This is a genomic window from Brasilonema octagenarum UFV-OR1, from assembly GCF_963888615.1.
GTDB classification, from domain to species: domain Bacteria; phylum Cyanobacteriota; class Cyanobacteriia; order Cyanobacteriales; family Nostocaceae; genus Brasilonema; species Brasilonema sennae.
The window spans coordinates 1-25,045 of sequence record NZ_CAWPKW010000371.1 but is presented as its reverse complement, the minus strand read 5'-3'; the positions used below and the strand labels follow the sequence as shown (position 1 = coordinate 25,045).

General features: G+C 42.1%; 24 protein-coding genes and 2 pseudogenes. 11 read left to right on the top strand and 15 right to left on the bottom strand.

What is annotated here, in order from left to right:
* The first annotated feature begins 298 nt into the window (after positions 1-298).
* Positions 299-718, top strand: coding sequence for an element excision factor XisH family protein (locus tag AC5590_RS33150; RefSeq protein ID WP_169267472.1), 420 nt, complete (start codon positions 299-301; stop codon positions 716-718).
* The gene (locus AC5590_RS33145; RefSeq protein WP_169267471.1) at positions 706-1,041 is read left to right on the top strand and encodes a XisI protein; all 336 of its coding nucleotides are present in this window, start codon (positions 706-708) and stop codon (positions 1,039-1,041) included. Before AC5590_RS33150 ends, AC5590_RS33145 begins: the two co-directional genes overlap by 13 nt.
* Positions 1,042-1,135: 94 nt before the next feature.
* On the opposite strand, the gene AC5590_RS33140 is transcribed toward AC5590_RS33145, so the two are convergent.
* The 7 genes from AC5590_RS33140 to tmk form a co-directional block, all read right to left on the bottom strand.
* On the bottom strand, positions 1,136-1,366 hold the full coding sequence (locus AC5590_RS33140; protein ID WP_169267470.1) for a hypothetical protein: 231 nt from the start codon (positions 1,364-1,366) through the stop codon (positions 1,136-1,138).
* Positions 1,350-1,625, bottom strand: a complete 276-nt coding sequence (locus tag AC5590_RS33135; RefSeq protein WP_169267469.1) for a BrnT family toxin — start codon at positions 1,623-1,625, stop codon at positions 1,350-1,352. Before AC5590_RS33135 ends, AC5590_RS33140 begins: the two co-directional genes overlap by 17 nt.
* Before the next feature lie 155 nt (positions 1,626-1,780).
* Entirely contained in the window at positions 1,781-2,116 is a 336-nt protein-coding gene (locus AC5590_RS33130; RefSeq protein ID WP_169267468.1) for a XisI protein, read from the bottom strand.
* A gap of 99 nt (positions 2,117-2,215) precedes the next feature.
* A complete protein-coding gene (locus AC5590_RS33125; protein WP_169267467.1) occupies positions 2,216-3,736 on the bottom strand; it encodes a hypothetical protein in 1,521 nt (506 codons plus the stop codon).
* Between the two features lie 129 nt (positions 3,737-3,865).
* Positions 3,866-4,465, bottom strand: coding sequence for a Uma2 family endonuclease (locus AC5590_RS33120; protein ID WP_169267466.1), 600 nt, complete (start codon positions 4,463-4,465; stop codon positions 3,866-3,868).
* Positions 4,466-4,509: 44 nt separating this feature from the next.
* Positions 4,510-5,709: a n-acyl-d-glucosamine 2-epimerase gene (locus AC5590_RS33115; RefSeq protein WP_169267465.1), complete on the bottom strand. Its 1,200-nt coding sequence runs from the start codon at positions 5,707-5,709 to the stop codon at positions 4,510-4,512.
* 386 nt (positions 5,710-6,095) lie between these two features.
* Positions 6,096-6,761: a dTMP kinase gene (gene tmk / locus AC5590_RS33110; protein WP_169267464.1), complete on the bottom strand. Its 666-nt coding sequence runs from the start codon at positions 6,759-6,761 to the stop codon at positions 6,096-6,098.
* A 170-nt stretch (positions 6,762-6,931) separates the two neighbouring features.
* Between tmk and AC5590_RS33105 the strand changes: the two genes are divergently transcribed.
* Positions 6,932-7,114 carry a hypothetical protein gene (locus AC5590_RS33105; RefSeq protein ID WP_169267463.1) on the top strand — a complete coding sequence of 61 codons (183 nt, stop codon included), beginning with the start codon at positions 6,932-6,934 and terminating at the stop codon, positions 7,112-7,114.
* 313 nt (positions 7,115-7,427) lie between these two features.
* Here AC5590_RS33105 and AC5590_RS33100 read toward each other — a convergent pair whose 3' ends face one another.
* The 3 genes from AC5590_RS33100 to AC5590_RS33090 all read right to left on the bottom strand — a co-directional run bounded on the left by AC5590_RS33100 (position 7,428) and on the right by AC5590_RS33090 (position 10,889).
* Complete coding sequence (locus tag AC5590_RS33100; protein ID WP_169267462.1) at positions 7,428-7,949, bottom strand: hypothetical protein; 522 nt, start codon at positions 7,947-7,949, stop codon at positions 7,428-7,430.
* Between the two features lie 539 nt (positions 7,950-8,488).
* Positions 8,489-9,268 carry an MBL fold metallo-hydrolase gene (locus tag AC5590_RS33095; protein ID WP_169267461.1) on the bottom strand — a complete coding sequence of 260 codons (780 nt, stop codon included), beginning with the start codon at positions 9,266-9,268 and terminating at the stop codon, positions 8,489-8,491.
* 37 nt (positions 9,269-9,305) lie between these two features.
* Complete coding sequence (locus tag AC5590_RS33090) at positions 9,306-10,889, bottom strand: phytoene desaturase family protein (protein ID WP_348982741.1); 1,584 nt, start codon at positions 10,887-10,889, stop codon at positions 9,306-9,308.
* A gap of 317 nt (positions 10,890-11,206) precedes the next feature.
* Between AC5590_RS33090 and AC5590_RS33085 the strand changes: the two genes are divergently transcribed.
* The 3 genes from AC5590_RS33085 to AC5590_RS33075 all read left to right on the top strand — a co-directional run bounded on the left by AC5590_RS33085 (position 11,207) and on the right by AC5590_RS33075 (position 12,950).
* Entirely contained in the window at positions 11,207-11,548 is a 342-nt protein-coding gene (locus tag AC5590_RS33085) for a hypothetical protein (protein WP_169267460.1), read from the top strand.
* 247 nt (positions 11,549-11,795) lie between these two features.
* Positions 11,796-12,701, top strand: a complete 906-nt coding sequence (locus AC5590_RS33080; RefSeq protein ID WP_169267459.1) for a phosphodiester glycosidase family protein — start codon at positions 11,796-11,798, stop codon at positions 12,699-12,701.
* Positions 12,702-12,770: 69 nt separating this feature from the next.
* On the top strand, positions 12,771-12,950 hold the full coding sequence (locus AC5590_RS33075; RefSeq protein ID WP_169267458.1) for a hypothetical protein: 180 nt from the start codon (positions 12,771-12,773) through the stop codon (positions 12,948-12,950).
* Between the two features lie 235 nt (positions 12,951-13,185).
* Here AC5590_RS33075 and AC5590_RS33070 read toward each other — a convergent pair whose 3' ends face one another.
* Positions 13,186-14,154 (bottom strand): LysR family transcriptional regulator, encoded by a 969-nt coding sequence (locus AC5590_RS33070; protein ID WP_169267457.1) that lies wholly within the window; start codon positions 14,152-14,154, stop codon positions 13,186-13,188.
* A 121-nt stretch (positions 14,155-14,275) separates the two neighbouring features.
* On the opposite strand from AC5590_RS33070, the gene AC5590_RS33065 reads away from it, so the two are divergent.
* The 3 genes and pseudogenes from AC5590_RS33065 to AC5590_RS33055 all read left to right on the top strand — a co-directional run.
* A complete protein-coding gene (locus AC5590_RS33065) occupies positions 14,276-15,046 on the top strand; it encodes an iron-containing redox enzyme family protein (RefSeq protein ID WP_169267456.1) in 771 nt (256 codons plus the stop codon).
* 286 nt (positions 15,047-15,332) lie between these two features.
* Positions 15,333-16,184, top strand: a complete 852-nt coding sequence (locus AC5590_RS33060; RefSeq protein ID WP_169267455.1) for an NACHT domain-containing protein — start codon at positions 15,333-15,335, stop codon at positions 16,182-16,184.
* 78 nt (positions 16,185-16,262) lie between these two features.
* Positions 16,263-16,454, top strand: a pseudogene (locus tag AC5590_RS33055) (NACHT C-terminal helical domain 2-containing protein); the annotation flags it as partial.
* Here AC5590_RS33055 and AC5590_RS33050 read toward each other — a convergent pair.
* From AC5590_RS33050 to AC5590_RS33040, 3 genes are all read right to left on the bottom strand, one after another.
* On the bottom strand, positions 16,430-16,864 hold the full coding sequence (locus tag AC5590_RS33050) for a type II toxin-antitoxin system VapC family toxin (RefSeq protein ID WP_169267454.1): 435 nt from the start codon (positions 16,862-16,864) through the stop codon (positions 16,430-16,432). The pseudogene AC5590_RS33055 and the gene AC5590_RS33050 sit on opposite strands and share 25 nt — an antisense overlap.
* A complete protein-coding gene (locus AC5590_RS33045) occupies positions 16,848-17,102 on the bottom strand; it encodes a CopG family transcriptional regulator (protein ID WP_169267453.1) in 255 nt (84 codons plus the stop codon). Before AC5590_RS33045 ends, AC5590_RS33050 begins: the two co-directional genes overlap by 17 nt.
* 182 nt (positions 17,103-17,284) lie before the next feature.
* Positions 17,285-18,439: an aminotransferase class V-fold PLP-dependent enzyme gene (locus tag AC5590_RS33040; protein WP_169267473.1), complete on the bottom strand. Its 1,155-nt coding sequence runs from the start codon at positions 18,437-18,439 to the stop codon at positions 17,285-17,287.
* 406 nt (positions 18,440-18,845) lie between these two features.
* Between AC5590_RS33040 and AC5590_RS33035 the strand changes: the two genes are divergently transcribed.
* Together AC5590_RS33035 and AC5590_RS33030 are read left to right on the top strand one after the other, a co-directional pair.
* Positions 18,846-21,866, top strand: coding sequence for a PAS domain S-box protein (locus AC5590_RS33035; RefSeq protein ID WP_169267452.1), 3,021 nt, complete (start codon positions 18,846-18,848; stop codon positions 21,864-21,866).
* A gap of 95 nt (positions 21,867-21,961) precedes the next feature.
* Positions 21,962-24,163: pseudogene (locus AC5590_RS33030) on the top strand (PAS domain S-box protein).
* 194 nt (positions 24,164-24,357) lie between these two features.
* Here the strand turns inward: AC5590_RS33030 and AC5590_RS33025 are convergent.
* Entirely contained in the window at positions 24,358-24,870 is a 513-nt protein-coding gene (locus tag AC5590_RS33025; RefSeq protein ID WP_169267451.1) for a hypothetical protein, read from the bottom strand.
* Positions 24,871-25,045 lie beyond the last annotated feature (175 nt).

The following is a 25,045-nucleotide window of genomic DNA, read 5'->3' as shown; positions in this document are numbered from 1 at the left end:
TTTAAGCCAAGAAATTTATTTCTTGGCGGATCCAAAAGCTGGTGCAAGATATGAGTTAACTCATCTCAGTGTTAAATGACTCCCTCCCCATCGTAGCGCCCCTCTGGAGCCAGATGTGCCGATAACCTAATAACTGATAGCAAATAACTGTTAAAAGAAATGAGGTTTCGCATTAGAACTCATGAGTGGTAAAAAGTCAATACTCATGACCAATAACTAATGATTAAAGAAGTTTAGTCAAGGATTTTTTGGGATACCTTACTGATATAAAATCAGATTAACAGGTGTGCGAGGGATAATGTTAGCCAAAGACCGATTCTACAAAGCACTCAAAAAAGGTCTTGAGAAAGAACAGTGGGTGATCACACATGACCCTTTGAGGATTTTGTTTACTGAGGAAGATGAAATTAGAGTTGACTTGCTTTCAGAACGGCTGTTAGTAGCTGAGAAATTCGGAGAAAAGATTGCAGTACAAGTCAAAAGTTTTTTGAGTGACTCAGCATTTTTTGATTTCCATATTGCTCTGGGTCAATATTTAAATTACCGTTTAATTTTAGAATTAAATAAGACAGAATACACCTTATATTTAGGTGTTCCTATTGCTGCTTATGAGTCATTTTTTCAACATGATTTACCCAAGGCGTCAGTGAGCAAATATCAAGTCAAACTGATTGTATACGATCCAGTGGATGAGGTAATAGTCAAATGGAAAAATTAGAATTTTATCGTCAGTGTATCCAAGAACTCTTGAAAGAATACAGCAAAAGTACACTGAGTAATGACGAAATTGAGGTGCAAACAATTTTTGATACACAACAAGATCATTATCAAATTGTTGATTTGGGATGGGATAAACATCGCCGCATCTACTACTGCGTTATGCATTTAGATATTAAAGACCGTAAAATCTGGATTCAACGCAACCAGACTGATAAATTGATTGCTGATGAATTGGTAGCAATGGGTGTGTTAAAGAATGATATTGTGTTGGGTTTACAACCTGTGTACGTAAGAGAGTATACGGGCTATAGTGTGTCGTAGGGGTAAACAAATCTTGAATAGTTATTACTCATTCACAGAGATGGGCGTAAAAGTAACGTAGCTTAGTGCCAGTCATCGCACAAGGTTTTAACCTTTATTGGTGTTGAGTGCGTTGGCGTTGAGCAATTTGCATTAATAACCGTAATGCTTCGTTGACAGACTCATCAGTTGGAAATGCTTGTGCTACGTCAGGATCAAGTAATACGAGATTATTTCCAGCTTTATAGCGTTCTGCATACTTCCCCCGAACACCACCTGTCATTTTGGAAAAGTCGTATTCAGGACGTAGCTCATCCTCAAACTCGTTTTCAGTCTCCTTCCTCATAGAATCTCCGCTCTCGCCGTGTTGCTTCTCTTGCACTGATAATCCGGATACGCTCATCTTGATCGGTATGAGAAACCAGCAGCAAGCGATCATACCTGGATAATCCGATAGTAACGTATCGGCTCTCTCCTATCGAGTGGTCAGGATCTGGAAACGTTATCGATAGGCGATCGCCAAATACAGTAGCGGCTTCCTGGAATGAAACGCTGTGCTTTTTAAGATTTGTGTCTGCTTTATCAGGATTCCACTCAAATTCCATGCTTAAAGGTGCATTATCCGTTGTTTTACAGCGCTTATTCTTATAATAAGACCACAAATCGTAGGGTGGGCATTGTCCATAAAAGCTATGTGATGGACATTTGAGATATTCGTGGTAATGCCCACCAAAGCAGAAAACCGAAGATTAGTTCTTGCTCAAGCAACACCATAATCTGTGTACTGGCGCTTGTAGGGAGGTTGCAACCCCAGCACAATATCCTCTGGTGGTACTCCCATTTCGACTAATTCCTCTGCTGGATTCTGATCCGTTAAATTCTGCTGAAGCCAAATTTTTCCATCTTTAATGTCGAAATGCATCACGCATCGATAAACACGATTAAACTGTTGCCAACCTACATTCATCCACTGGTAATGATCTCGTTCGGTATCTAACATGAGTTGGACTTCTACGTCGTTATCTGAGATATCTTCACTGGCATAACGAGTCAGCAGTGTTTTAATATATTCTCGATATTTTGCTACCTTATCCACCGCACAATCACCTCATTTGCTGGGTCATACACAATTAGCAGCACCTGATATTGTTGTACCGCAATAAATATCTCCAAATCAAGCCAGCGATTAAACTACTTACTGACTTTTATGTGAGGAGCCTCCGATTGGCTGTTCGATAGCTCTCTGTAAATTGTCTAATGAGTAATAGTCTATATACTTGCCTTCAAAACCTAAAATCCTTAGCATAATTCTATGGAACAGCGTCTGATACGCACTTGTAAGTTTACTCATTTCACGACGCTCTGCTTCATCAGAAGCATCTATTTGCGAATGTACCATCTTATTTCTAGCTTTCATCGCTTTTTCTTCTATTTCACCTAAAATTAATTGAATATCCGCAAAAAAATTTCTCAGGGTTCCATTTACTCCTAGTTGGTACGAATATGCTCCTAGAATTTTGTTTAGAACTTTCTCACCGTTCGGTTTAATCTTCAACTTATTTTCTATTGATGTTAATTCCTCTTTTAAAATTTCCTTAAATTCCCCTTTTGGGATATAATTACCTATTAATTCAATTGATCGATATTTACAATATTTTGCTGATAAAGTTTCGATTCCTGCTGCTAAAGTAGGTAAATTATCACCAATGGGTAATTCTTTCGATAACCAGTAACGATGTAAAGCACTTTTAAGATGTAATGGTTCTCTTAAAGACAAGTAATTGGGAATTAACTGTTGTAAAACTTCTTCTGTTTTTATATTAAAATCTTCTTGAAGCCTGACAGGTGGAAAGTCAGGCGATTGACAAGTCGTTATTAAATTATGACCTAGTGAGTAAGGGGGATTTTTAGCTATTTCTTGAATTGCATATCCAGACTTGTCAAACTCAGTTAAACCAATATTAAAAAGCTGACGACCAGCAATGAAACCAACAATTTCCGCTATAGATTCTCTTTCTCCTGATTCAGGTATTCCACCCCACTCTTCTCTATACTCAATACCTAAACAATTTGACCAATTAGGAGCAAGATACTTAGGTACATCATGAATAACAAACTTTAAGTTATCTAATTGAATGACTACATAGTCAAGCTTGGTGGTTTGATTATCAGGAAACTTAAAGTTAGTCTCTTCAAAAGATAGTCTATTTCTTGTATATTCTACTGCTAACTCCCTACTTGTCATACGAGTGTAGAAGTCTTCTTTTGGTCCATTAAGGTACCATTCCGTTAACCACGCTATTTCTTGAGAAGAATAAGATGTTTTGTATTTTTTAACAACATTAGATATATAAAAATTAACTTCAAAGTCTAGAAGAGATTGATTAAGATTATTACGATTACTGCTGATAGGGAATTGGCTACCAGAGTCAAAGAAGCATCGGTTGAATTTATAAAACCATACTTGGTCATCAACTTCTAAGTCTACAGGTAAGAAGTAGCCTTCTGTATCTACTTTCATCCATTTATCTATCCATATCTCTAGTTCATTTATATGAAAAAGCTTTCCAGTTAGTTTTGCATTTATTCTATATGAATCATCTCTATATATCTCTATTCTCTCTGCTCCAGGCGGTAATAGGTCTAATGAATTTAACACTTTTACTTCATATTTTTCCTGAAGTCCTTCCCATTCCAGTTTTGAAATAAATCTCATACTATGCAATCTACAGGGTACAACACAGTATAAGTGATATTTAGAGATATTTAATCCTTCAACTAAAGGATAAATCCAAGGTTAAATTCAGGAAACCAAAGCTTCATTGTCTTAATATAACGCGCTCACTTATTGGCTTAGGTTGGCAATTGCACCCTCTGGAAAAATCCGAATCAAGTCCAAGAAAGCATCTTCAAACCCAGGAATTAGCACTGAGTGATTCGCCAAAGAAATCTGTTTACTCAGATAGTTAAACTCACCTTGAATATTTTGATAAGGTTGACTGTAACGTTCTAATTGACGAGCGTGCAAATTGACGATCCAATAATCATAAATTCCGGCTTCTGCGTACAGCCTTAGCTTCGTTGTTTGATCATAAGTCAATGTGGAATCAGAAATTTCAACAACAAGCAAAATATCTTCGGGATAGGGATGGTGAGCAAGATAGTCAGCTTCATCTCCTCGTGCAATCACTGCATCTGGTTCAGGCTCACTATCTGATGGGAGAATGATAGGTTCTTGACAACGCACGACAGCTCTATCGCCTAGCAATCGATCAAATTGACGGCAAAGTCGAGTTGTACAAAATGTATGAGGTGTTCCCTTTGCAGTCTTTTGGATCAATTCTCCTCGAATCAATTCAATCCTATCTCCCTCCGTCAAAAATCCGAGTGAAATCAGTCGATGATATTCGTCGATTGTGAATCGTTTTGGTTTAACAACAGTCATGGCATTTATTAGATGTAGCGGCTTCCACTTTTAATTTAATAAATTTAATTTCCACTCAACGCCTCAAACTGCTGCCAACACAGATACAATGCACGCGGGACGTGAAAGCAACCCTTCCATTTGCCACCTTTAAGATTTAACAACACTTCTCCACGGCGATTGAGGTATCCAAACCACTCACCGCATTCTGGATCAGCAAAGTGCGACCAAGCGTAATCATGGATCTTGTGATACCATTCCCGACATGCTTCACGTTCTGTTAGGCGATTGCCTACGGCAGAGCTATGCTTAACGCCCATCGCCAATGCAACCAAAGACTCTAAATGAACCCACCACAATTTCTGATCCCATTCCAGTTGCTGTGGCGGATGACCATCTGCATCCATAAAATAATACAATCCGCCGTACTCACTATCCCAAGCAAAATTCAGGATATTTAGCACCACATCAACGGCTTGGTTAATCGTTTGAGTATCGTTGCGACGACGAGCAATTTCCATGATAAACCACATCGCTTCAATACCATGACCGGGATTTATCAGACGTCCCTCAAAACAATCAATGTGCGAACCATCCGGAGCAACATTTTCAAACATCAATCCGCGTTCTTTGTCAAGAAAATCGCTCATCACTTCTTGAACGGTTGCAGTCAAGACGTTCTCAAGGGTTTCGGTTGGTAGTAGCCATTCCATTTCTAGAGTCAGATTGGCTAAAATCATCGGTACTGCCAGAGATTTCATCGGACGCGTACCAGGATAGGTTTTGGTATACTTGCCTTTGGGGTTATCTTGGCGGCGCAAAACATTGTTGTAAGCTTGCATAGCTACATCTTTTGCCCATTCTTCGCCGGAGGCGAGGGCGTATTGGCTGAAAGCCATTGCTGCAAAGCAATCAGAAAACATATTGTAAGGCTGAACCAGTGGCTTCCCTTCACGGGTTAGGGCAAAGTACCAATTCCCGTCAGCATCTCGACCATGTTGTGCAAGAAAATTCGCACCATTGCTGGCAATTTTCAGCCAATTTTCGCGCTTTTCTAGTTGGTTGTAAAGCATGGAGAAAGTCCACACCTGGCGGTTTTGCAGCCAGATAAACTTATCTGTGTCATAAACTTTCCCCTGACGATCAAGACAGGTGAAATAGCCGCCTTGCTCCCAGTCAATCGAGTGTTTTTCCCAAAACGGGAGTACGTCATTGAGGAGCGCGTGTTTGTAAAATTCAGCAAGCTCTTTAAAGTTGTACTGCATAGATATCTGTTACTTAATCTGTTACCTACTTACATCTTGCACCTAACCGGAGTACGCCAGGAACTGAAGTTCCTGGCTAATAGCTTAAGTCCGTTAAAACGGAACGGGACATGCTAACTCCTGCGGAGACGCTGCGCGTTCGCCTCCGGCGTGCGCTTTGCGCTTACAAGTCGGGAAACCCGGACGCCAGATACCTACGGAGGGAGACCCTCTCCGTTTGCGTAGCGCCCCCTTCGGGGCTAGTTGCCACAACGGGGGGAACCCCCGCAAGGCACTTCTCTCTGCAGTACTGGCTCCCCAACGCAGTGCCTCCTAAAAGACTTACCCAGTCAGTTTTAACGGACTTGGGCTTTAAGCCAAGAAATTTATTTATTGGCGGACGAAAATTATGGTGCAAGATCTAAATTATCCTTTTTCTCGTCAATCCAAGCTTCTAGCCTAGCGGTTAAAATTGCCTGAATTTTTTGTTGTACAGCTTCTTGACTCAAGCTACCATCGACACGAACAATTTGCTCTGGGTGAGAGTCGGCTAAGTGTGCATATCCTTGCTGGACGCGACGATGAAAGGCTATTGTTTCTTTTTCAATGCGGTCAAGTATATCGCCACCTCCTCGTTTTCGAGCAAGTCCCACCTCAACATCAACATCAAACCACAAAGTTAGGTCACTTTCTAACCCGGATGTCGCAATGGTGTTTAGCTGATCAATTAAATTGATATCTAAACCACGTCCCCAGCCTTGGTAGGCAATGGTAGAGTGAGTGTAGCGATCGCACAAAACAATCGCCCCATCTTGGAGAGCTGGCTTGATAACTTGTTCTACGTGTTGCGAGCGATCGGCAGCATACAAAAGTAATTCAGTTTTATCTATAATAGAGTGAGAGCCTGCTTCTAACAAAAGTTTTCGCAGATACAACCCTAACTCTGTTCCTCCTGGCTGACGAGTCACAACTACCGAAGTCTGAAAACTTTGTAACCACTCCTGCGTGAGCTGTATTTGACTAGTTTTACCGCAACCTTCCACTCCTTCAAATACAATTAATTTACCCTTCATTTTTTTTTAATTTTTTCAAATTTTTATTATCTCATCATGACTAGCAGTTTACCTAGTCATCCTCGATATCACCCGATTGGGTGACCCAAATGGATGAAGTCTAGTTAATAACAAACATTGTATTCTTTGTATCAACGAGTAATAAACAGTAGCAATAAACAAACTTAACTATGAGTAATCAACAACAAGCAGATATGAAACTAGCATATCAAGCAGCGGCAGAAATGACATACATTGTAGCCGTTGGTTTGAGTAAAGTAATGGAAAAGCAGAAAAAAAGACCACTCATTAGCAAGCGACAAAAGCGAGTCAAATCAAAATCAGAATCTTCTATCGTTGGAAGTTCTATTTAATACATATTTTTAATAATACAGTGGTTCTGTTGTTGCACCCCACCAAGGTAGGGGCACAGTATGCTGTGCCTTGGATAATACCTGCTCACGCGTTGGTCAACCTTTTTCATTCCAGAGAGGTTCTATCTGCTTTCCCTTGGCATTCAGGCTCAACAAAACATGACACTCTGTATCAAAAACGAGTATTCAAGTTGAGCATTTTGTCAACGAAGTTCCTAAAGGGAACCGCTAGCCCCTAAGAGGAGCCGGAGCTAACGCTAAGATTAACGCGTGAGCAACTTCACTCAAATCAACCACCCGCACCAAACTCGAATCAAGATTTTGGAGATGGACTGGTTACGGGTTTAGCAGTACCAGATGCTGGTTTTGAACCCGGTTTCTGGTAATAGCCTACAACTTTTTTTACATAGTCAGCAGTGAAGCCGCTGTTGCAGCCTGTGTAGTTACCAGTCATCCACCAACAAGCAACACCACGCACAGCAGCCGTTTCATTGTTACCACTAGCAGCCAACTGCTTACTTAACTCCCGGCGTGTGATACATGAGACTACTTCACGTGCTAACCCAGCATCACTGTCAAACTGCGCTGGTGTAACTTCCTTCTTGAGACAATTTTTTGACCAGCCTTTAAGGGTATCTGGTTTGACTCGCCATTCACTGTAATATCCATCATCTTTACTACCACTTTTCGGCGGTGCTGCTTGCCGCAGTGCTTCTACCATCGCGTTTATTTGGTTTTGGGACGCTGACGACTGTGCTTGAGCTAAAGAAGATTCTGGCAAAACGAGTGAAGACAATCCAAAGCTCAGAATGACTCCACTTAGTAGTAATCGCATTGGTTTTCTCCTCACGAACTAAAACTTCTCTGTTATAACAGAATTCGTAAAACTGAAAACTTCGAGGGTTGCATAAGTCTTTTTTAAACTTTGTTTCAACCTAGGAATCATTGCATAAAAATTTCGATATCTTAAAGAGAGCGCTTTATTGAAATCAAAAAAGTGGAGATAGCAAAGCGAAAATATAATGAACTTTGCTCTGGTTTCTCTTGCATTTAAACTTATTTTTTTGCAATAACTAAAAATCTAGGTTGGAGGTGAGCACAATGACAGGAATGCTTTGGTTTGCAGGTTTTTGCTTTCTTTGGCTGATTGGTATAACCCTCATAGCAGAAATTTGGTTTTTTGAGGAAGAGCAGGAGTTTTGACGACAAATTGTGATGTTTTCTTTTACAGAAGACGGTGAAAAAGCCCCACAGACTTGTTCCCAGTCTCAGACTGGGAATACAGTTATCAAGGCTCCGCCTCGCGTTTAAGGGGACGAGAGGCGGAGCCTCTGAGTTGGCATTACCTGGCTCAGCCAGGTAACGAGGGATAAATTAAACATTCAACACTCGCTTTTCTAACTTCACCTCAAAGCGATCGCCTGGTTTAGGATCTATCACCCGTGTCGATAAATTGTTCTTTTCTAGTAACGAACGAAATTCCTCAATGCTTCCTTTCGTCTGAAGAAAAGAGTTAAGTAATCCCTCAAAAATCACATCTCCTCCAGCAGCGGTAGATATCATAACTTGAGGTTGCAACCACTGAGCAACTTCTAAGGCGTATTTATTCCCCTTGATAAATGCGCCAACTAAAGGTAAACCCAACTCAATCAAAGGAGTAATAACGACATCCACTGGAGGAATTTCCTTGAGTGTGGAGGAATGATTTCCATGAGGCTCGTAATAAAGTGTCAAACCGCTTTCCAATTCTTTGAGAAGATAACCATTTTCCACCAAATTTAGACCAACCAGTGAGCCAGGAGTTGCTTTAATTTCAACACTTTGATTCAGGGTGAAGCTTTGCCCGTGAGCAAGTGTTGTAACTTGAGTGTAATTTAACTGCTGTACAACTTTAGTAGCATTGGGAGAAGCTACGACTGGAATATTGTGGTCAAGTTGCTTGAGCGTTGGTGGATGAGCATGGTCTTCCAAACCTTGAGATAGCAGAATTAGATCTATGTTCTCTGGTATTGGGCGTTGTTGCGATCGCGAGCCTTTAAAGAACCAATTCTGACCGCTAAAAGTTAACGAATCAACTAGCCAAGGATCAAGAAGTATCCTTTGTCCTCCGATTTCAATCAGCCAAGAATTGCTGTCTAACCAAGTTAAATACATAAACTTTTGTAAAGATAACACCTAAATTAATTATGAACTAACCAAGGTAACCAATGTCCTGAAGCATTTGGACATGCTTGTGTAAAGGTGCGAGTGTATTTGCAGTCGTCATCCCACTGGCGGCGACTGCAGGTAAACCAATACCAGGAAAAGTCGAGTCTCCACAACACAGCAGCCCTGGAATAGGTGTACCAGAACCAGGGAAGAAACCAATTCCAGCCTGAATAGCCGGACCGTATGAACCTCTATGGCGTCGCAAATAGCGCTCGTGTGTCAGTGGTGTACCAACTAGTGTGACATCGCAACGCGATCGAATATCTGGAATAATTCGTTCTAAGGCTTGCCACATAACTTCTGCACGCAACTGCTTTTGTTGCGCATACTCCTCACTTTTTCGATTCATCCCTTGCCATACTTCATAAGGTTCACTACCAGGAGTGTAAACGTGAATAACGTGCTTTCCCGATGGTGCTAATGAAGGGTCTAAAACGGAGGGAATAGACACCAAGACGACATTCTGAGGAGCAGTTACACCATTTTCCCAATTATTAACAACTATATAATGACACGCAAGGTCAGACCGTAATCCTTGTGCATCAATACCTAAATGGAGATGCATAAAACTATCGCACTCTGGTGTTGCTTGTCGTTCCTGAAACTTTTTTGGTAATGCTTCTTGTGGAATTAACTTCAGTGTATCCCATACCGAAGCATTAGAAATGACTGCCCGACGCGCTTTTATTTGTTTACCACCACGCAAACGCACACCCACAGTACGCTTGCTTTCTACAAGAATTTCCTCAACATGAGCGTTCAACATCAACTGACCCCCATGTCGTTCCAGTCCCCGTACCAAGGCGTTCACTAAAGCACCACTCCCACCGACAGGATAGTCAAGCTTAACGCCCGGTCGATACCAATCTGCAAACATAAATGCCATCTCTGCGGTACTTGTTCCATCTGCTGGTAGTCCAGAAAGAAGAAAACACAGCAAGTCCAGCCAGTTGCGTATGAAAGAGTCTTTCACGACACCGTCCATAATTCGGCTAAACGGTCCCGTGAGCTTGCCTATGTCTGCAATATGTTGAAATAAAGACGGGGCAAATCTACTCACAGTCATAATCGCGCCGACATCAAACCGCAAGGCTGCTGGCGGTAGTGCAGTTGCAGCACGCGCCAATGGTTCCATGACACGCTGTAGTTCACGCCATTCAACTACAGCCTCAGCACCACTAAACCGTTGTAGCACCTCACAAAACTGGTCAGTGCCAACTGAGGTGTCAAAATCTCCTTCTGGTAAACAGCAACCCCATGTATCGTAGGTGACGCAAGGTAACTCCTCACCAATTGCATCTAGTACTTGTTTGAGAGGATTAGTAGAGGGACTGTAGGATAAGCCAGAATAGAGTGATGGACCTGAGTCAAATTTGAATCCATCACGCTCAAAAGCATGCGCTGCACCACCTGGAATTGAGTGACTTTCGCAAACTGTGACATCAAAGCCATACCGTGCCAGAAGAGCTGCACAGCTTAAACCGCCAATACCACTACCAATGATGATAAAATCTATCTCTTTGTGACCTAAGATAGATGCTGTGTTAGAAGAAGTTTGCTGTACCACTGAGCGTACCTTGTGCTAGTCTTGCGTCATTCAAGGATATTGTAATGCAACTTAACAATTCTTAAAACTGCACATAATGCCAAAAACCCGGTTGTTGTAACCGGGTTTTCAATAGAGATTGGGGTTATATCCCCTGCGGCTCATATAGATGTTTAGTTATAAAGGAGTCAACTAACAATATCTACAATCAGAGGTTTATCTTTTCCGGAAAATCACAATATTTTTTTTGCAGTAGGTTATAGGCGCGTCTGGTACAGGTTCTAGGAATTGACGCTAAATTAGTGCTGGGTGTTTGAGACTATTTTGAGGATTTAGTTATGCGTCGAATGTCAGTAGCTACTTTTTTCATCCTAGTGCTGAGCGTGTTTTTTACTACTGCAACACGTGCTGAGGAGCATCAACCCTTGACTAGCTTGGTGATGCGCGATCGGGTGATTACCATTCACAATGGTTCAAACGGATTATCGTACACAGTCAGGACTCAAGATGGTGCTGTATTGGATGCTCAACTGAACGAAGCTCAACTACAAGCGAAGTATCCTGACGTATATGACACTGTTCGTCCAGCAATTGCAAATAGCGAAAAGACTGGTGGCTCAATGATTTGGGGTGGAATTTGGCGTGAAACTCACGCTCCATCTGATGTTTTACCTAAATAACGCCTAACAGGAGTTCTGCGTAGATAAGAAAGCTCAGTTGCTTTCTTGGAGCTGGGCTTTACTACGCAAAGAAACTTCTTAGAGTATCACCTTTAAAAAATCCTGATATCGCAACAAAGTCAATCTGAATATCGACGAAGTAGACTAGGTAGACAACTCTTCATCATTTTGTATCAGCTTGTCATCGAGAAGAAGTTGGCATTACAGGTGCTCTATCGCCCAAGAATAGCTTTACTTCCATCAAACAATGCATTATCGATACAAAGTTTACACACGGCGATTGTTACTAGCTACCGGGATAGGTTTACTAGGTCTACTATTGTCACCACTCATATTCTACAGCTGGCGGTGTTTTCTGCGTCCTCACCGCACGGATATGGAGCAAGTCTTGTTTCGTGGAATTGTTTACAAACGTAATGCTCTTTCGACACCACGTCCAGCAATGATCCACATAGTCACCATTGACTTAAAAACACCAGGAGTTAAACCGTTTGTGACTCCAGGAGAACCAAAACCAAGCGATAGAGAAACAAGCGCACAGAAAACGTCTGATTTTCTGAAAAAATTCAAACTGCAATTAGCAATCAATACCAGCTATTTCCATCATTTCTACGAAAAGTCCCCTTGGGATTACTATCCTCACAGTGGTGATCCTTCCCATCCACTGGGCGAGGCTATCTCCAATGGATATCGTTATTCGTCACCCGAAGCAAATTTTCCTGTGTTGTGCTTTTCTGTCCAAAATCGTGTTCAAATCTTGAAAAGTAATAAGTGTCCTGAACGAACAGTTCAAGGTGTTGCAGGGAACCAGCTTTTGGTTTATGACGGTAAGCCAATTAATGAGAGTTCAGAAAAAGATAAGCCGTATCCACGTGTTGCGGCTGCTGTCAATCGAGAAGGGACAAAACTTTGGCTGATTGCAGTAGACGGGAAACAACCACTTTACAGTGAAGGAATTACAATGGCTGAATTAAGAAAAATTGTCGCCAGTTTGGGGGTTCATACAGCACTAAATTTAGATGGGGGTGGATCAACAACACTCGTGATGGGAACCAATAATGGTTCAAAGGTGTTAAACGCTCCAATACATACCAGAATACCAATGCGTCAGCGTCCTGTTGCTAACCATTTGGGATTTTTTGCGGCGGAATGAGTTCTACACTTTCCTTGTTGCGTTAATGGGAATTCTAATTGCAAGACACTCCAAATAGAGGAAAGCTTTATGAAAAAAGATTTTGAAGGAATTGATTACACACAAGCGAAAACTTCAGCGCAAGTCGAGAGTGAAAAGCCAGATTTAGTGCAAACAGACAGGAGTTTTGTTGTCAGAGAAATTGAACACTCCAACAAAGAACAAATCAGATCTATCGATTTAAGCAAACTTGAAGCATTTAACGAGTGAAAGAGCCTGAACTATTGTAACTGGAAGCTTACGACAACAAACAAGGAAATCGTTACCCCACATCGAAACTACTTGAAAAGTAAGTTTTCAAATTTCGTGATCATAAACAAGGAACTCTAAGTTTGAGTGTAATCAGGAAATTTGAAAGTACTCAAAAACAGAATCCAAATTTACCCCCATCTTTCCCATCCACAGCTTTGTAGGTAAGGAGAGTGGGGATTTCTTTTGTTTGATATCAAAAGTATGGTTTTGCTATCTCTTGAACTACCGTGAGGAATTGGCGCAGCAAGATCGAATCGGTCGGTGCTGGCTGTAACAATGCCTTGAGATCTGCCCGTCGCCACACCACCGCAATTGCCCTTGCAAACGGGGTGTCTTGAAGTTCTCGGTACACCACTCCTTGACGTTGAAGCGTTTGCACGTTGTCCGGTAGAATCGAGACGCCTACACCTGCCGCTACTAAGCTAAGGTTGATCACCATCCAAGTGGCTTTGACGGTTTCCAGCAATATTGGCTTGAATCCCCGAAGCTCAAATTGCGATAAGACGACTTCGTAGGAGGGCACTGCATCAAGTGGTGGCAAAATGAGCGGTTCGTGCTTGAGTGCTTCAAGTGGAATGTACTCAAGCGCAGCAAGCGGATGATGTTCTGGTAATGCAACCACAAAGGACTCTTGCACAATCGGGAGAAAGTTCACAGTTGAATCATCTGAGTAAGGATTGGGCAGATGTTCAAATCCAACGTCGATCGAGCCATCCCGTAGTCCTTGCATCATTTCCTCAATCGTCATCGTTCGCAGTTCCAATTCCACATTCGGATAACGATCGCGAAAGGTTTTGAGAATGTCGGGAAGTAAACTATTTGCGATCGCAGTGTTCACCACCACTACCAGCTTGCCAATTTCGCCACGACTCGCTTCCTGTGCGCGTGTCACCGCCTGTTCGAGCGCAGTAGTGGCAATTGTTAGTTCGGCGAGAAACACTTTTCCCGCCGTCGTCAACACTGGAGGGCGACGAGTGCGATCAAACAGTTCTACGCTCAACGCTGCTTCCAATGCTGCGATCGTCTTGCTGAGGTAAGACTGTTCCACATTCAGGCGTTCAGCCGCTTTGCTAAAGCTCTTTTTCTCGCCCGTTTCGGCAACAAGCTCCATAAAATAATGTAGCTGTCGCATTTCAAGCTGATTCCAAGATCGAAGGGACATTGCACATAAATAGTATGATTAAAATGTCATACTAAGATAATCAAAATCCTCTTACTATCATAGTAATAATCTTTTAAGCTTGCTTTCATGAAACCATTACTTGCAACTAGGAGAAAGTTTTATGAAAGAGCCAGCGATCACTCTGACTTCTAGCCGCTTAAATCGAGACATCGAACTACCGCCTGCGGTGAAAGCCCAAGAAGCGTCAATCAGTTCTCAAACAGTCGCTTATTGTGACGAAGTCCTTAATCGCAGCCGTTTTTTTTGCCTGCTCAAAGATTACGCCATTACTCCAGCAATGATGCAATATGCCTTTCTCCAGTATTATTTTTGGCGCGATCAGCTGCATCAGTGGTTTGGCTTGTGCATCGTTAAAGCTGGTAGTTGCACTGATCCAGATCACAAATCTGCCATTATGTCTCTAGCGGATCACACCTTCACCGACTTGCAAGACGATCATAGTGAGATGTATGTGGAATTTCTTCACGAGCTTGGATTGAGTGATACTGAAATTGTGGCAGCTAGGCGAAGTGCTGCAACTACATCGTATGAACGTTCATTTTTCGATGAATTCGGCTACGGAACCGACAACTTTTACGAAGCCCTAGCAGCGCTGAGTGCTAGGGAACTATGCGTGTCAATCCGAAATGCCAGACTTCTTCAATCTTACTTTGATGCTCGTGGCATGAAACACCCGACTTGGTTGAGCTTACACGCGGAATTAGAGGTGAATCATTTCCAAGATTCTATTCGTCCGGTGCTGACTCGTTATGAGGGAAACTCAGTCAAACTGAGTAGCGTAATCAAAGCCGTCGAACGTGGGATTGATCGACACGTACAATATTTCGAGGATCTGCTGCTTGAGTACGAATCCCAAGCCAATGCTGTTTAGGACACTACTCATTTATGTAAGTGGATTTTGACGATATAGCAGTCCTAAATGATTCGTGAAACTCTCTTTTATTCTCCTCTGCGTCCTCTGCGTCTCTGCGGTTAATTCAATCAAAGCCTTTTTCACAAATCAAATAAGATTGCTATAGTAAAACGGATTTTCACGTCTGTAAGCGATCGCTTCATCCACAGACTACTGCAAGAACATTTTGCCGCAAAAGACTTCGCTATAATCCCGTTATAAAAATAGACAATAACAAGCATACGGCATTTTGCCGTATAGAATAATGAAGTGTGGATTAAGGAATCCCAGAAGAACATACCCCAGTATTCAAAAATATAAAAAAAAGTCTAAATTCAAGGCAGCAAATCCAGTTGATGAGTTGGTGCAACAAGTGCGATCGCGCTGTTGTGAGAAACTTCAAAATCTGTACAGTAAAATTCAATTGTTGAATCGCCAGCAAATCGATGTAGATATACTTTACGTCGATGTCTACGTGCTAGAAAAGTTAACCAGCGAATCATATGCAACTATCCCTAGTTTAATCGAAAGTTTAAACTTACGGGATGACTTTGACCGATTGGGGCTAAGCAAAAGAGGAAAGCGATCGCCTGGTTTAGATGCAGCTACACAATACTCCAGGTTGATGGTGTTAGGGAAACCGGGTTCAGGTAAAAGCACTTTCTTACGACATTTAGCAGTAGCTAATTGCAAAAGGGAGTTTTTAGAGAATTATATCCCAGTTTTTATTGAACTAAGATTTATTGCAAATGTCAGCGAGTTTCACTTGCCAAACTACATTCATCAAGAATTTGGACTAGCAGATAAAAGGCAAACGGAAGAAATTTTGCAGCAAGGCAAGGTTTTGATTTTCTTGGATAGATTGGATGAAATATCCACCCAGCTTCGACGAAAAATACAAGACCAAATTATTTCATTTTCTAGATATTATTATAAAAACCGTTTTGTTATTACTTGTAGAACGCAGACAAGCGAGTATATATTACCGGGATTTGAGTACGTCGAAGTAGCAGATTTTAACCCACGGCAAGTCGAATATTTTGTCCAAAACTGGTTTTTTGCATTGGCTGAAACACAACAACAAGGAATAGAATTGACGGAAAAGTTACAAAGTTGAGATTACCTGAAAATAAGCAAACAGCAGACTTAGCGGTTACTCCTATTTTCTTGAGCTTAACTTGCTACAGAAAAACAAACGGAAGTTTTCAAACGTTACCATACACTCAACTGGATCATACTTGATTGTTTGAATAGTGGTTGCAATGTTAGCCAGGAAGTCAAGCAGGAAATACAGGATACTTTACTATTACCAATCGCCGAAATCGAAAAACGCAAACAATTTGCTTCGCTACAAACAGACGCTCAAGACGGCACTTGCACTCGTTGAGCTAAATCTTGTCCAAGCCGAGTGAAGTGGCTTGGATTCAGCGTGAGTAGTATATCAACCTCAGCTTTGAGAGCAGCTTGAGCAATTAGCGCATCAAAAATTCCGCCACCCGGAAGATTTAGCCTAACCATACAGGCAATCGCTTGTTGGTAATCATCAGCAGTGAGCGGAATTGCTTCAAACAAATGGAGGTTCTCATTGATCAACCGTTGGGCGATCACGGGAGAAATTGGCGGTTTTACAGGTAAGCGAGTCAGAACGGAATAGAGTTCAGCAAGGGTATGGGTTGAGAGGTAGCCATCAATTTCCTTTTCTTGTACCCCTTGCAACCACGGTAGACAAACACCATGTCGAGGATGGCTTACTTCAAACGCTGCTACTAATACAGATGTGTCAAACAGGGCTTTCATAATCTGCGATTAAGCCACTGAGTCGTTCTTCTCGCATTTGATTAACAGAGGTTTCCAGATTGCCAATTGGGGTGGATTGAACGACTAAGGCAGTTCCAACCCGGTATACCTGGGGTTCAGCATTCAGTAAATTTTCAATCGCGGCTTTCAAAAACGCTTCAGGTGTCATGCCCTGTGCTGCGGCTTGAGCTATCAAACGATCTTCAATTTCTGGAGCTAATTCAAGGGTAATTGTCATAGAATCATCCAATCTCCATCGATTTAGAAAAACCGAGTCTTTGCTTAACCTCTTCCCAGTTTGTTTCTATGTTCCTATTGTAGGGGCACAGCAATGCTGTGCCCTCATACTTTACTTTATAAATTAAGCGATCGCAGTTGTTGAAAAAGCATCGTTGTCTGCAGATGCTGGGCAATTATGAACTACCGCTGCTCATGCAAAACCTGTTGCAGTGCTTCTAAAAGTCGATCAACACTTTCCTTACGACTGTTGAAGCCCATGAGTCCAACGCGCCAAACTTGACCTGCGAGTTCGCCAAGACCACCCCCAACTTCGATATTATGTTCATTGAGCAACTGCCGTGCAACTGCTTTACCATCTACTCCTTGTGGAATCCGGACGGTGGTGAGAGTGGGTAATCGGAACTGTTTGTCAACGTGCAAACTCAGTCCAAAGTTCTCTAACCTCTCCCAAAGATACTCTACGTTCTTTTGATGGCGTTGCCAAGAATTTTCTATTCCCTCTTCGGCAATCAAGCGCAGTGCTTCTCGCAGAGCGTAGTATAAGTTAATGGGCGCTGTATGATGATAGGTGCGTTCTTCGCCCCAATACTTGCTCAACAACGTCATATCCAAATACCAGTTCGCTACCTTGGTTTGACGCCGATGCAATTTCTCGATCGCACGAGGACCTAACGTCAATGGCGAAGCACCAGGAGGACAACCCAACCCTTTCTGGCTACAGCTATAAGCTACATCCACTCCCCACTCATCCAAAAACAAAGGAACTCCACCTAAACTCGTGACTGTATCTATCAACAGCAAACAGCCGAATTCACGACACAACTCACCAACTCCTTCCAAGGGTTGACGTGCTCCTGTGGAGGTTTCTGCATGGACAAGAGCTAAAATAGCTGGACGATGAGTTTGTAGGGCAGTTCGCAACTCATCCAGCGAGAAGACTTGTCCCCAAGGTTTTGTGATGGTTCGGACATCGGCATCATATCGAGAAGCCATCTCAACTAAGCGATTACCAAAATACCCAGCAACACCAATCAAAACTACATCTGTTGGTTCTATTGTATTGGCGATCGCCGCTTCCATTGCTGCTGATCCTGTGCCGCTGATTGCGATCGTCCACTGATTTTTGGTTTGCCACACGTAGCGCAGCAAAGACTGAATTTCATCCATCAGTGCCAGAAAAGCTGGATCAAGATGCCCAACTGGGGGAGTATTCATTGCTTGGAGAACTGTGGGATGGGCATTTGAGGGTCCTGGTCCCAACAGTAGGCGGGATGGTATCGTCAGGGGTGAAAGTTGTAACCGCTCGTTGTTGTCGATAGAGAGTGTTTGCATAATTATTTTTTCTACAGAACTCCGTACAGTTTATGTTAAGCGTTCGGGTGTTGCCTGCGATGCACTGAGCTTGTCGAAGTGTTCCCTCTTCCCTCTTCCCTAGCGAGACTAGTAACTTCATAAACCAAACCAGATTCCTATAGCAGATTTGATTTGTTGGCTTGACATAACATTCAAATTACGTTAACGATTCTCAAAACTCAGTTTATTTGTTGTTACCCAAATTGCTCTTGTGCGAGTGGTTCATCCAATTGGGTGAATGCGAAATTAAACTGAAAAATATAACCTGAAAGAAGAACAAGTTCGGAAAATTTTGTTTGGCTGGTATCCAAATACAGGAAAAACCGCCAAAGAGCCGATAATGGACTTGCGTGATACATTTATTACTTGATGATAAAAAGGTCAGAGTGTGAATGAAACCGTGAAAGCGCTGCATACACCAAATTCCCAACAAGGAACTTTACCCCTGCTGGAAAAAATTGCTGCCAATTTGCCAGGGATGATTTTTCAATTCCTGAAGCGGCAGGATGGATCTCAGTTTGTGATATATGCCAGTTCTGGGTGTAAAGAACTGTTTGAATTGGAACCAGAAATGCTACAGGCGGACTTTCAAGTACTCAACAAACTGACTCATCCTCAGGATATCAAAGCGTTTGAAGAATCTATTGCTGCTTGTTGTGCTACAGGAGAACCTTGGCATTGGGAAGGTCGCATCATCACTCCTAGTGGTAAACTCAAGTGGATTCAAGGAACTTCTCGCTATGAAAAACAACCATGTGGAGATGTGATTTGGGATGGTTTGCTCATAGATATTACAGATCGCAAGTTGGCGGAGGAAAAATTACGAGAAAGTGAAGCACGCTATAAGGCGATTTTAAATGCTATCCCTGATTTGATGTTTCGCATCAGTCGCGATGGCAAGTATCTTGACTTTAAAGGTGAGGGAGCAAATGTCACTATTCCCAGACATGAAATTGTTGGGAAGACTTTACAGGAATTATTACCTCCAGATGTTGCTTTAAAAAGCCAAGAGGCTATTGCCAAGGCTTTGGATTCAAAAACTTTACAAACCTGTGAATATCAACTGCCAACGCCTTTGGGAATCAGAGATTATGAGGCGCGAGTGGTTGTCAGCGGACAAGATGAAGTTGTGGCAATTGTACGGGATATTACAGAACGCAAACAAACGGAAGTTACTTTGAGAAATTTGGCTCAAAAGTTTGCGACAGTTTTTCATTGTAGTCCTAATCCGATCTCGATCAGCACTCTTGCAGAAGGACGCTACATAGAAGTTAATGATAGTTTTGTCAAACAGTCGGGCTATGAACGAGAGGAAGTTATTGATCGGACTGATTTTGATTTACATATTTGGGTGAATCAAAGCGATCGCACCACTGTGTTACAAGAATTGCAAAAACATGGGGTTGTTCGCAACATGGAATTTGAATTCCGCCGCAAGTCTGGTGAGAGACGTACGGGACTATTTTCAGCCGAAGTCATTCATTTAGATGGCATCCCCTGCTTACTATCAGTGAATCACGACATCAGCGAACGCAAAAAAGCAGAACTTGCCTTACGCGAGTCGGAGGAAAAGTTTTCTAAAGCCTTTTGTTCTAGTCCTAACCCAATTACTATCTTGACTCTTAAAGATGGACGCTACCTTGAAGTTAACGATGCTTTTGTCCAAATCACTGGCTTTTCCAGAGAAGAAGTCATTGGTCGTACCCGCAATGAGTTAAATCTGTGGGTTAGTTGTCATGGTGATACCATAAAAGCGCTAAAAGAGCAAGGATTTATTCGCAATTTAGAAATAGAACTTTACACAAAGTCTGGTGAACTCAGAGTGGCGCTGTTTTCAGCCGAGGTGATTACTTTGGGTGGAGAGCCTTGTATGCTTTGTGTGACCAATGATATAACAGAACGCAAGCAGGCGGAAGAATTACTGCGGCTGTCTTCAAAACGCGATCGCCTCTTAACTCAAACACTATCGCGAATTCGTCAATCGCTGAATCTAGACCAAATTCTGCAAACGACTGTTAACGAAGTTCGACAATTTTTAGAAGCGGATCGAGTTTTCATTGCGTTGAATGATACGAATCTTTACTCAGGAATCTTTGCTGAATCAGTAGATCCCAAATATCCATCAGTCCTGAATTGGAAAAATGAGGATAAAACTTTTATAGAAGAACTCAAAACAATTTTGAGAAGTAACCGGGTGCGTATAGTAGAGGATACCACAAAAATATCAGGATCCGCGAAATTAAAAGGGCTGTACAAACAATTCCAAATCAGAGCTAACTTAGCTGTACCGATTATGCAAGGTAAGGAATTGTTTGGCGCGTTGATTGCGAACCAATGCAGCAAACCACGCCATTGGAGTGCGATAGAAATTGACTTGCTGCAGCAGATGTCTGAACAAGTGGCGATCGCCATTCAGCAGGCACAACTTTATCAAAAACTAGAGCAATTTAACACAAATTTGGAGCGTCAAGTAGAAGAGCGTACTGCACAGCTACAGCAAAAAATGCTGGAACTCCAAGAATTAAACAGCGTCAAAGATGTTGTTTTGCACACCGTTTCCCATGAACTGCGGACTTCAGTTATGGGTAATTTGATGGTATTGAATAATTTACTTAATAGAGGACAACAAGAAAACACCTCTGTGCGCAAGTCCACGATTTTGAGGGGAGTAAACAAGGCACTCCGGGGAGGACACCCAGAGGTTGAGGGAAATATCCCAAGACTTGGAAACCATGCCTCCGTACTCAAGTTCCCTCGGTTGAGGGGAATGTCTATAGACAAAAATAACTCTTTGTGCTTATCCCCACCTTCTGGGCTAACTGCATTCTCTATCCCAGTATCTGGCTCAATTATTGAACGGATGATTCAAGGAAACGATCGCCAACTGGAAATGATAGAATCACTGCTGGAACTACATTCAAGCGAAGCACAGGGAATTGTCCTCCATCGTGAGGTAGTTTCTTTTCACTCATTGATTGATAAAATGATCAAAGACTTGCAGCCAATGCTGACACAGCAAAAATCAAGTGTGAAAAATTTGGTTGCAGACGATTTACCATCAGTGATTGTCGATCCAGGTCAACTGCAAAAGGTTTTTGTCAACTTATTAACTTATAGTTGGCAACACAATCCACCAGGAGTCAAGTTTACCCTCAAAGCCACAGTTGAGACAGGAAGGATTCGCTTACAGATTCAAGATGACGGCGTGAGTATGAGTAAATTGGAGTGCGATCGCCTCTTCGATTTGTATGTACGCGCACCGCAAGCCCCATGTTCCACAAGAATTGGCTTAAAAATGTATCTTTGTCGGCAAATTATTAAAGCACACGGTGGTGAAATTGGCGTTAGTTGCAACCGGAAACGCGGTTTAACTTTTTACTTCACATTACCTCTAGCAATCTCGTCTTAAGATAATAAGTATCTGATTGAGTTGTTTGGAATTTAAGAGGTGATGAATACAGATCATCCGCAGTCCAAGTTAAATAAGAGGGTGCGATGCCAAAAATGAAGAAGGCAAAAGCCTTCCTTGCTGTGGGAAGATTTGCTCAGAGGTTAAAGGCAACTGTATTTCAAACAGTACAAAAGTCTTGGAAAAAAGCTTCTGTCTTCACCAGTTCTCTACCGAGTTATGCTATCGCATCGGATTACGAAGCTTGGCGCGATCGCTTTTTATGGCAGAGATTACATCTGGCGTTGTGGGTTGCGATCGTCTTAGTCTTGACTTTTGCCTTCCGAGATGTGTACGATGCCTTATTTCACCTCAAGGAGTTGGCAAATATTCCCAAGGAAGCCAAACGCCTTTTTTTTGTCCTGTATGCTGCGATGGTGCTGAGTTTATTAAGCTGTTTGGCTATCCATAAAACTCAATTCGGTCGTCGTTATCCAGGGTTTGTGTTTCTTGGGTTAGGCTGGTCGATAACTATTGTCGAACAAATTTGGGCAACACTCAACAATTTCGCTCTACCAGATATTTTCGCTTGGTTCGTGATGTTCCTTAGCCAAGCCACCCTCATCCCGGTACGCTTTCCCTTACATCTTGTTTCTCAGTTGGGTGTACTGATATATTATTTTGGCGTGAATACAGCACTGGGACTCAAGCAACCGCCACCGGATAGTAATAAGCCAATTTACAGTGTGACGATGAGCTTAGCTCTGTTTTGGTTCTGTTTTATCTGTAATTTTGGCGTTTATCTGTATGATCGTTTGCAACGTTCTGAATTTTCTGCCCACAAAGAACTAGAGACAGCATATCAGAAACTAGGAGCGACAGAAGAAAAATACCGCAGCATTTTTGAAAACGCAGTCGAAGGGATTTTCCAAAGTACACCAGACGGACGTTACATTACGGCAAATCCGGCGCTAGCACGTATTTATGGATATTCTTTTCCAGAAGAAGTCATAGCAAACTTGACTGACATTGAAAATCAACTGTATGTTGCTCCCAATCGTCGTACAGAGTTCATGCGCTTAATTGAAGAGCATGGCAGCGTGTCCGAATTTGAATCTCAAATATATCGCAAAGACGGCAGTATTGTCTGGATTTCCGAAAAAGCATACGCCGTGCGTGATCAAAACGGAAAACTTCTTTACTACGAAGGAGTGATTTCAGATATTACCAAGCGCAAGCAAGTGGAAGAAGCGCTACAGGAACAATTAAATTTTTTACAAGTATTAGTTAATACGATTCCTACCCCTGTGTTCTATCAGAATGCTCAAGGTTTATATGTTGGGTGTAATAAAGCTTTTGAGGAAGACTTCGGTTTGAGTCAAAAGAAGATTCTGGGGAAGACAGTGTATGAAATTGCACCAGAAGAGTTAGCGCAGAAATACTATCAAGCTGATAAAGAACTATTAGAACAAGGGGGAGTTCAAACTTCTGAAGGCTCTGTTATTTATAAGGATAACACAAAACATGATGTCATTTTTTATAAAGCAACTTTTTCCAAGGCAGATGGAACGCTTGGCGGTTTGGTGGGAGTGATTTTGGACATCAGCCAACGCAAACGGACTGAGGAAGCATTACGAGTCTTTTTCCATGCAGTTTCTCATGACTTACGCAACCCAGTATTGGGAACTTTGATGGTGCTGAAAAATTTGCTTTCTCATCCAGAAGAAAAAATATTGCTTCCTCGCTCAATTTTAGAGCGGATGGTGCAAAGTAGCGATCGCCAATTGAACTTAATTAACTCGTTGATGGAAGCCCATGTTAGCGAAGTGCAAGGTATTGTTTTACAACCCCAAACTCTACAATTGCACACAGTGGTCGAAGCTGCGATTGCAGATTTAGAGCCAATGTTGAAAGAAAATCAAGCTTTCCTAACAAATTTAGTTTCAGATGTTTTACCCTCAGTCAATGCCGATTCTACACAACTGTGGCGAGTGTATTCTAACTTAATTGTTAATGCTGTTAAACATAATCCTCCTGGATTAAGTATTACTCTTGATGCGATCGCCCTGGGTGATAAGGTATGTTGCACTGTTGCTGATAATGGTGTTGGTATGAGTTAGCAGCAGAGTCAGCATCTATTTGATCTTTATTTTCGGGGTAATAATGTTCGCAATTCTTTAAGTTTAGGATTGGGTTTGTATCTGTGTCGGCAAATTATTACCGCACACGGTGGGGAAATTGGTGTGAAAAGTGATTTGGGAAAAGGGGCGACTTTCTGGTTTACTTTGCCGTTAGAGGATAGTGTCAAGTCTGCTTAATTATTCAAATCCCCGATTTCGTAAGAATTGTCGGGGATCTTGTTTTTTCACGAATCAAGGTACAGCACAAGGGATCGCATGATCTCCCTCAGGGGTAAACGAAATCTACGATTAGTCAAGAGTCAGAGCGTAAATTTTTCACGATTTGAATAACACTCCATACTAATGACTGATGACTAGAAGTCACCAGAGCATCAATCCGCTGACTGTAAGCACTTCTCTAAGTGTGGCTGCAGTAGACTTTGGTGGAATGATTTTAAAACGAAACGATTGAAAAGTCCAGAGTTTGCTACCCAAATAATGCTAGCAGCGGCTAACCCTGCGGTGACTCCCATCAAAAGCGCTATGCCTCTTCTGCGTTTTGATTTTTTGACTCGTTTTTTTATTAATTTGGGAACCCCTGGAGTCCCGACTCCAACTGGATTCAATGGATTGTTTCTAGGTTGCGCCCCTTCGTGTATAAGGCTGATGAGTGTATCTGGGATTGCACTTGGCGGCGTTGTAACTGTTGGTACTTGAGGAATTTCTTTTTGAGGCAATGGTGTTTGGGAAGGCAAGCGCTCAGAACGATCCAAAATTACATTAAGATCAGCGAAGAGTTCATCCATCAAGCCATCAGCATAGGTTTCTATGGACCAGGGTTCGTTAGGGATGAATTCTTCGGATTGTTCTGGAAGAATGAGATAGGTATTGGCGTTTTGTGACATGGCGTTCTTGACTACTAACTCCTAGCAAGATAATTATTGTTCCCCCTGTGTCCGCGAATAAAACCTGAGATGAAACCCGTCTAATCTCTCGTGTTAAAACAGTTATCAGTTATCAGTTATCAGTTACCAGTTACCAGTTACCAGTTACCAGTTTTCACTGTTCACTGTTCACTGT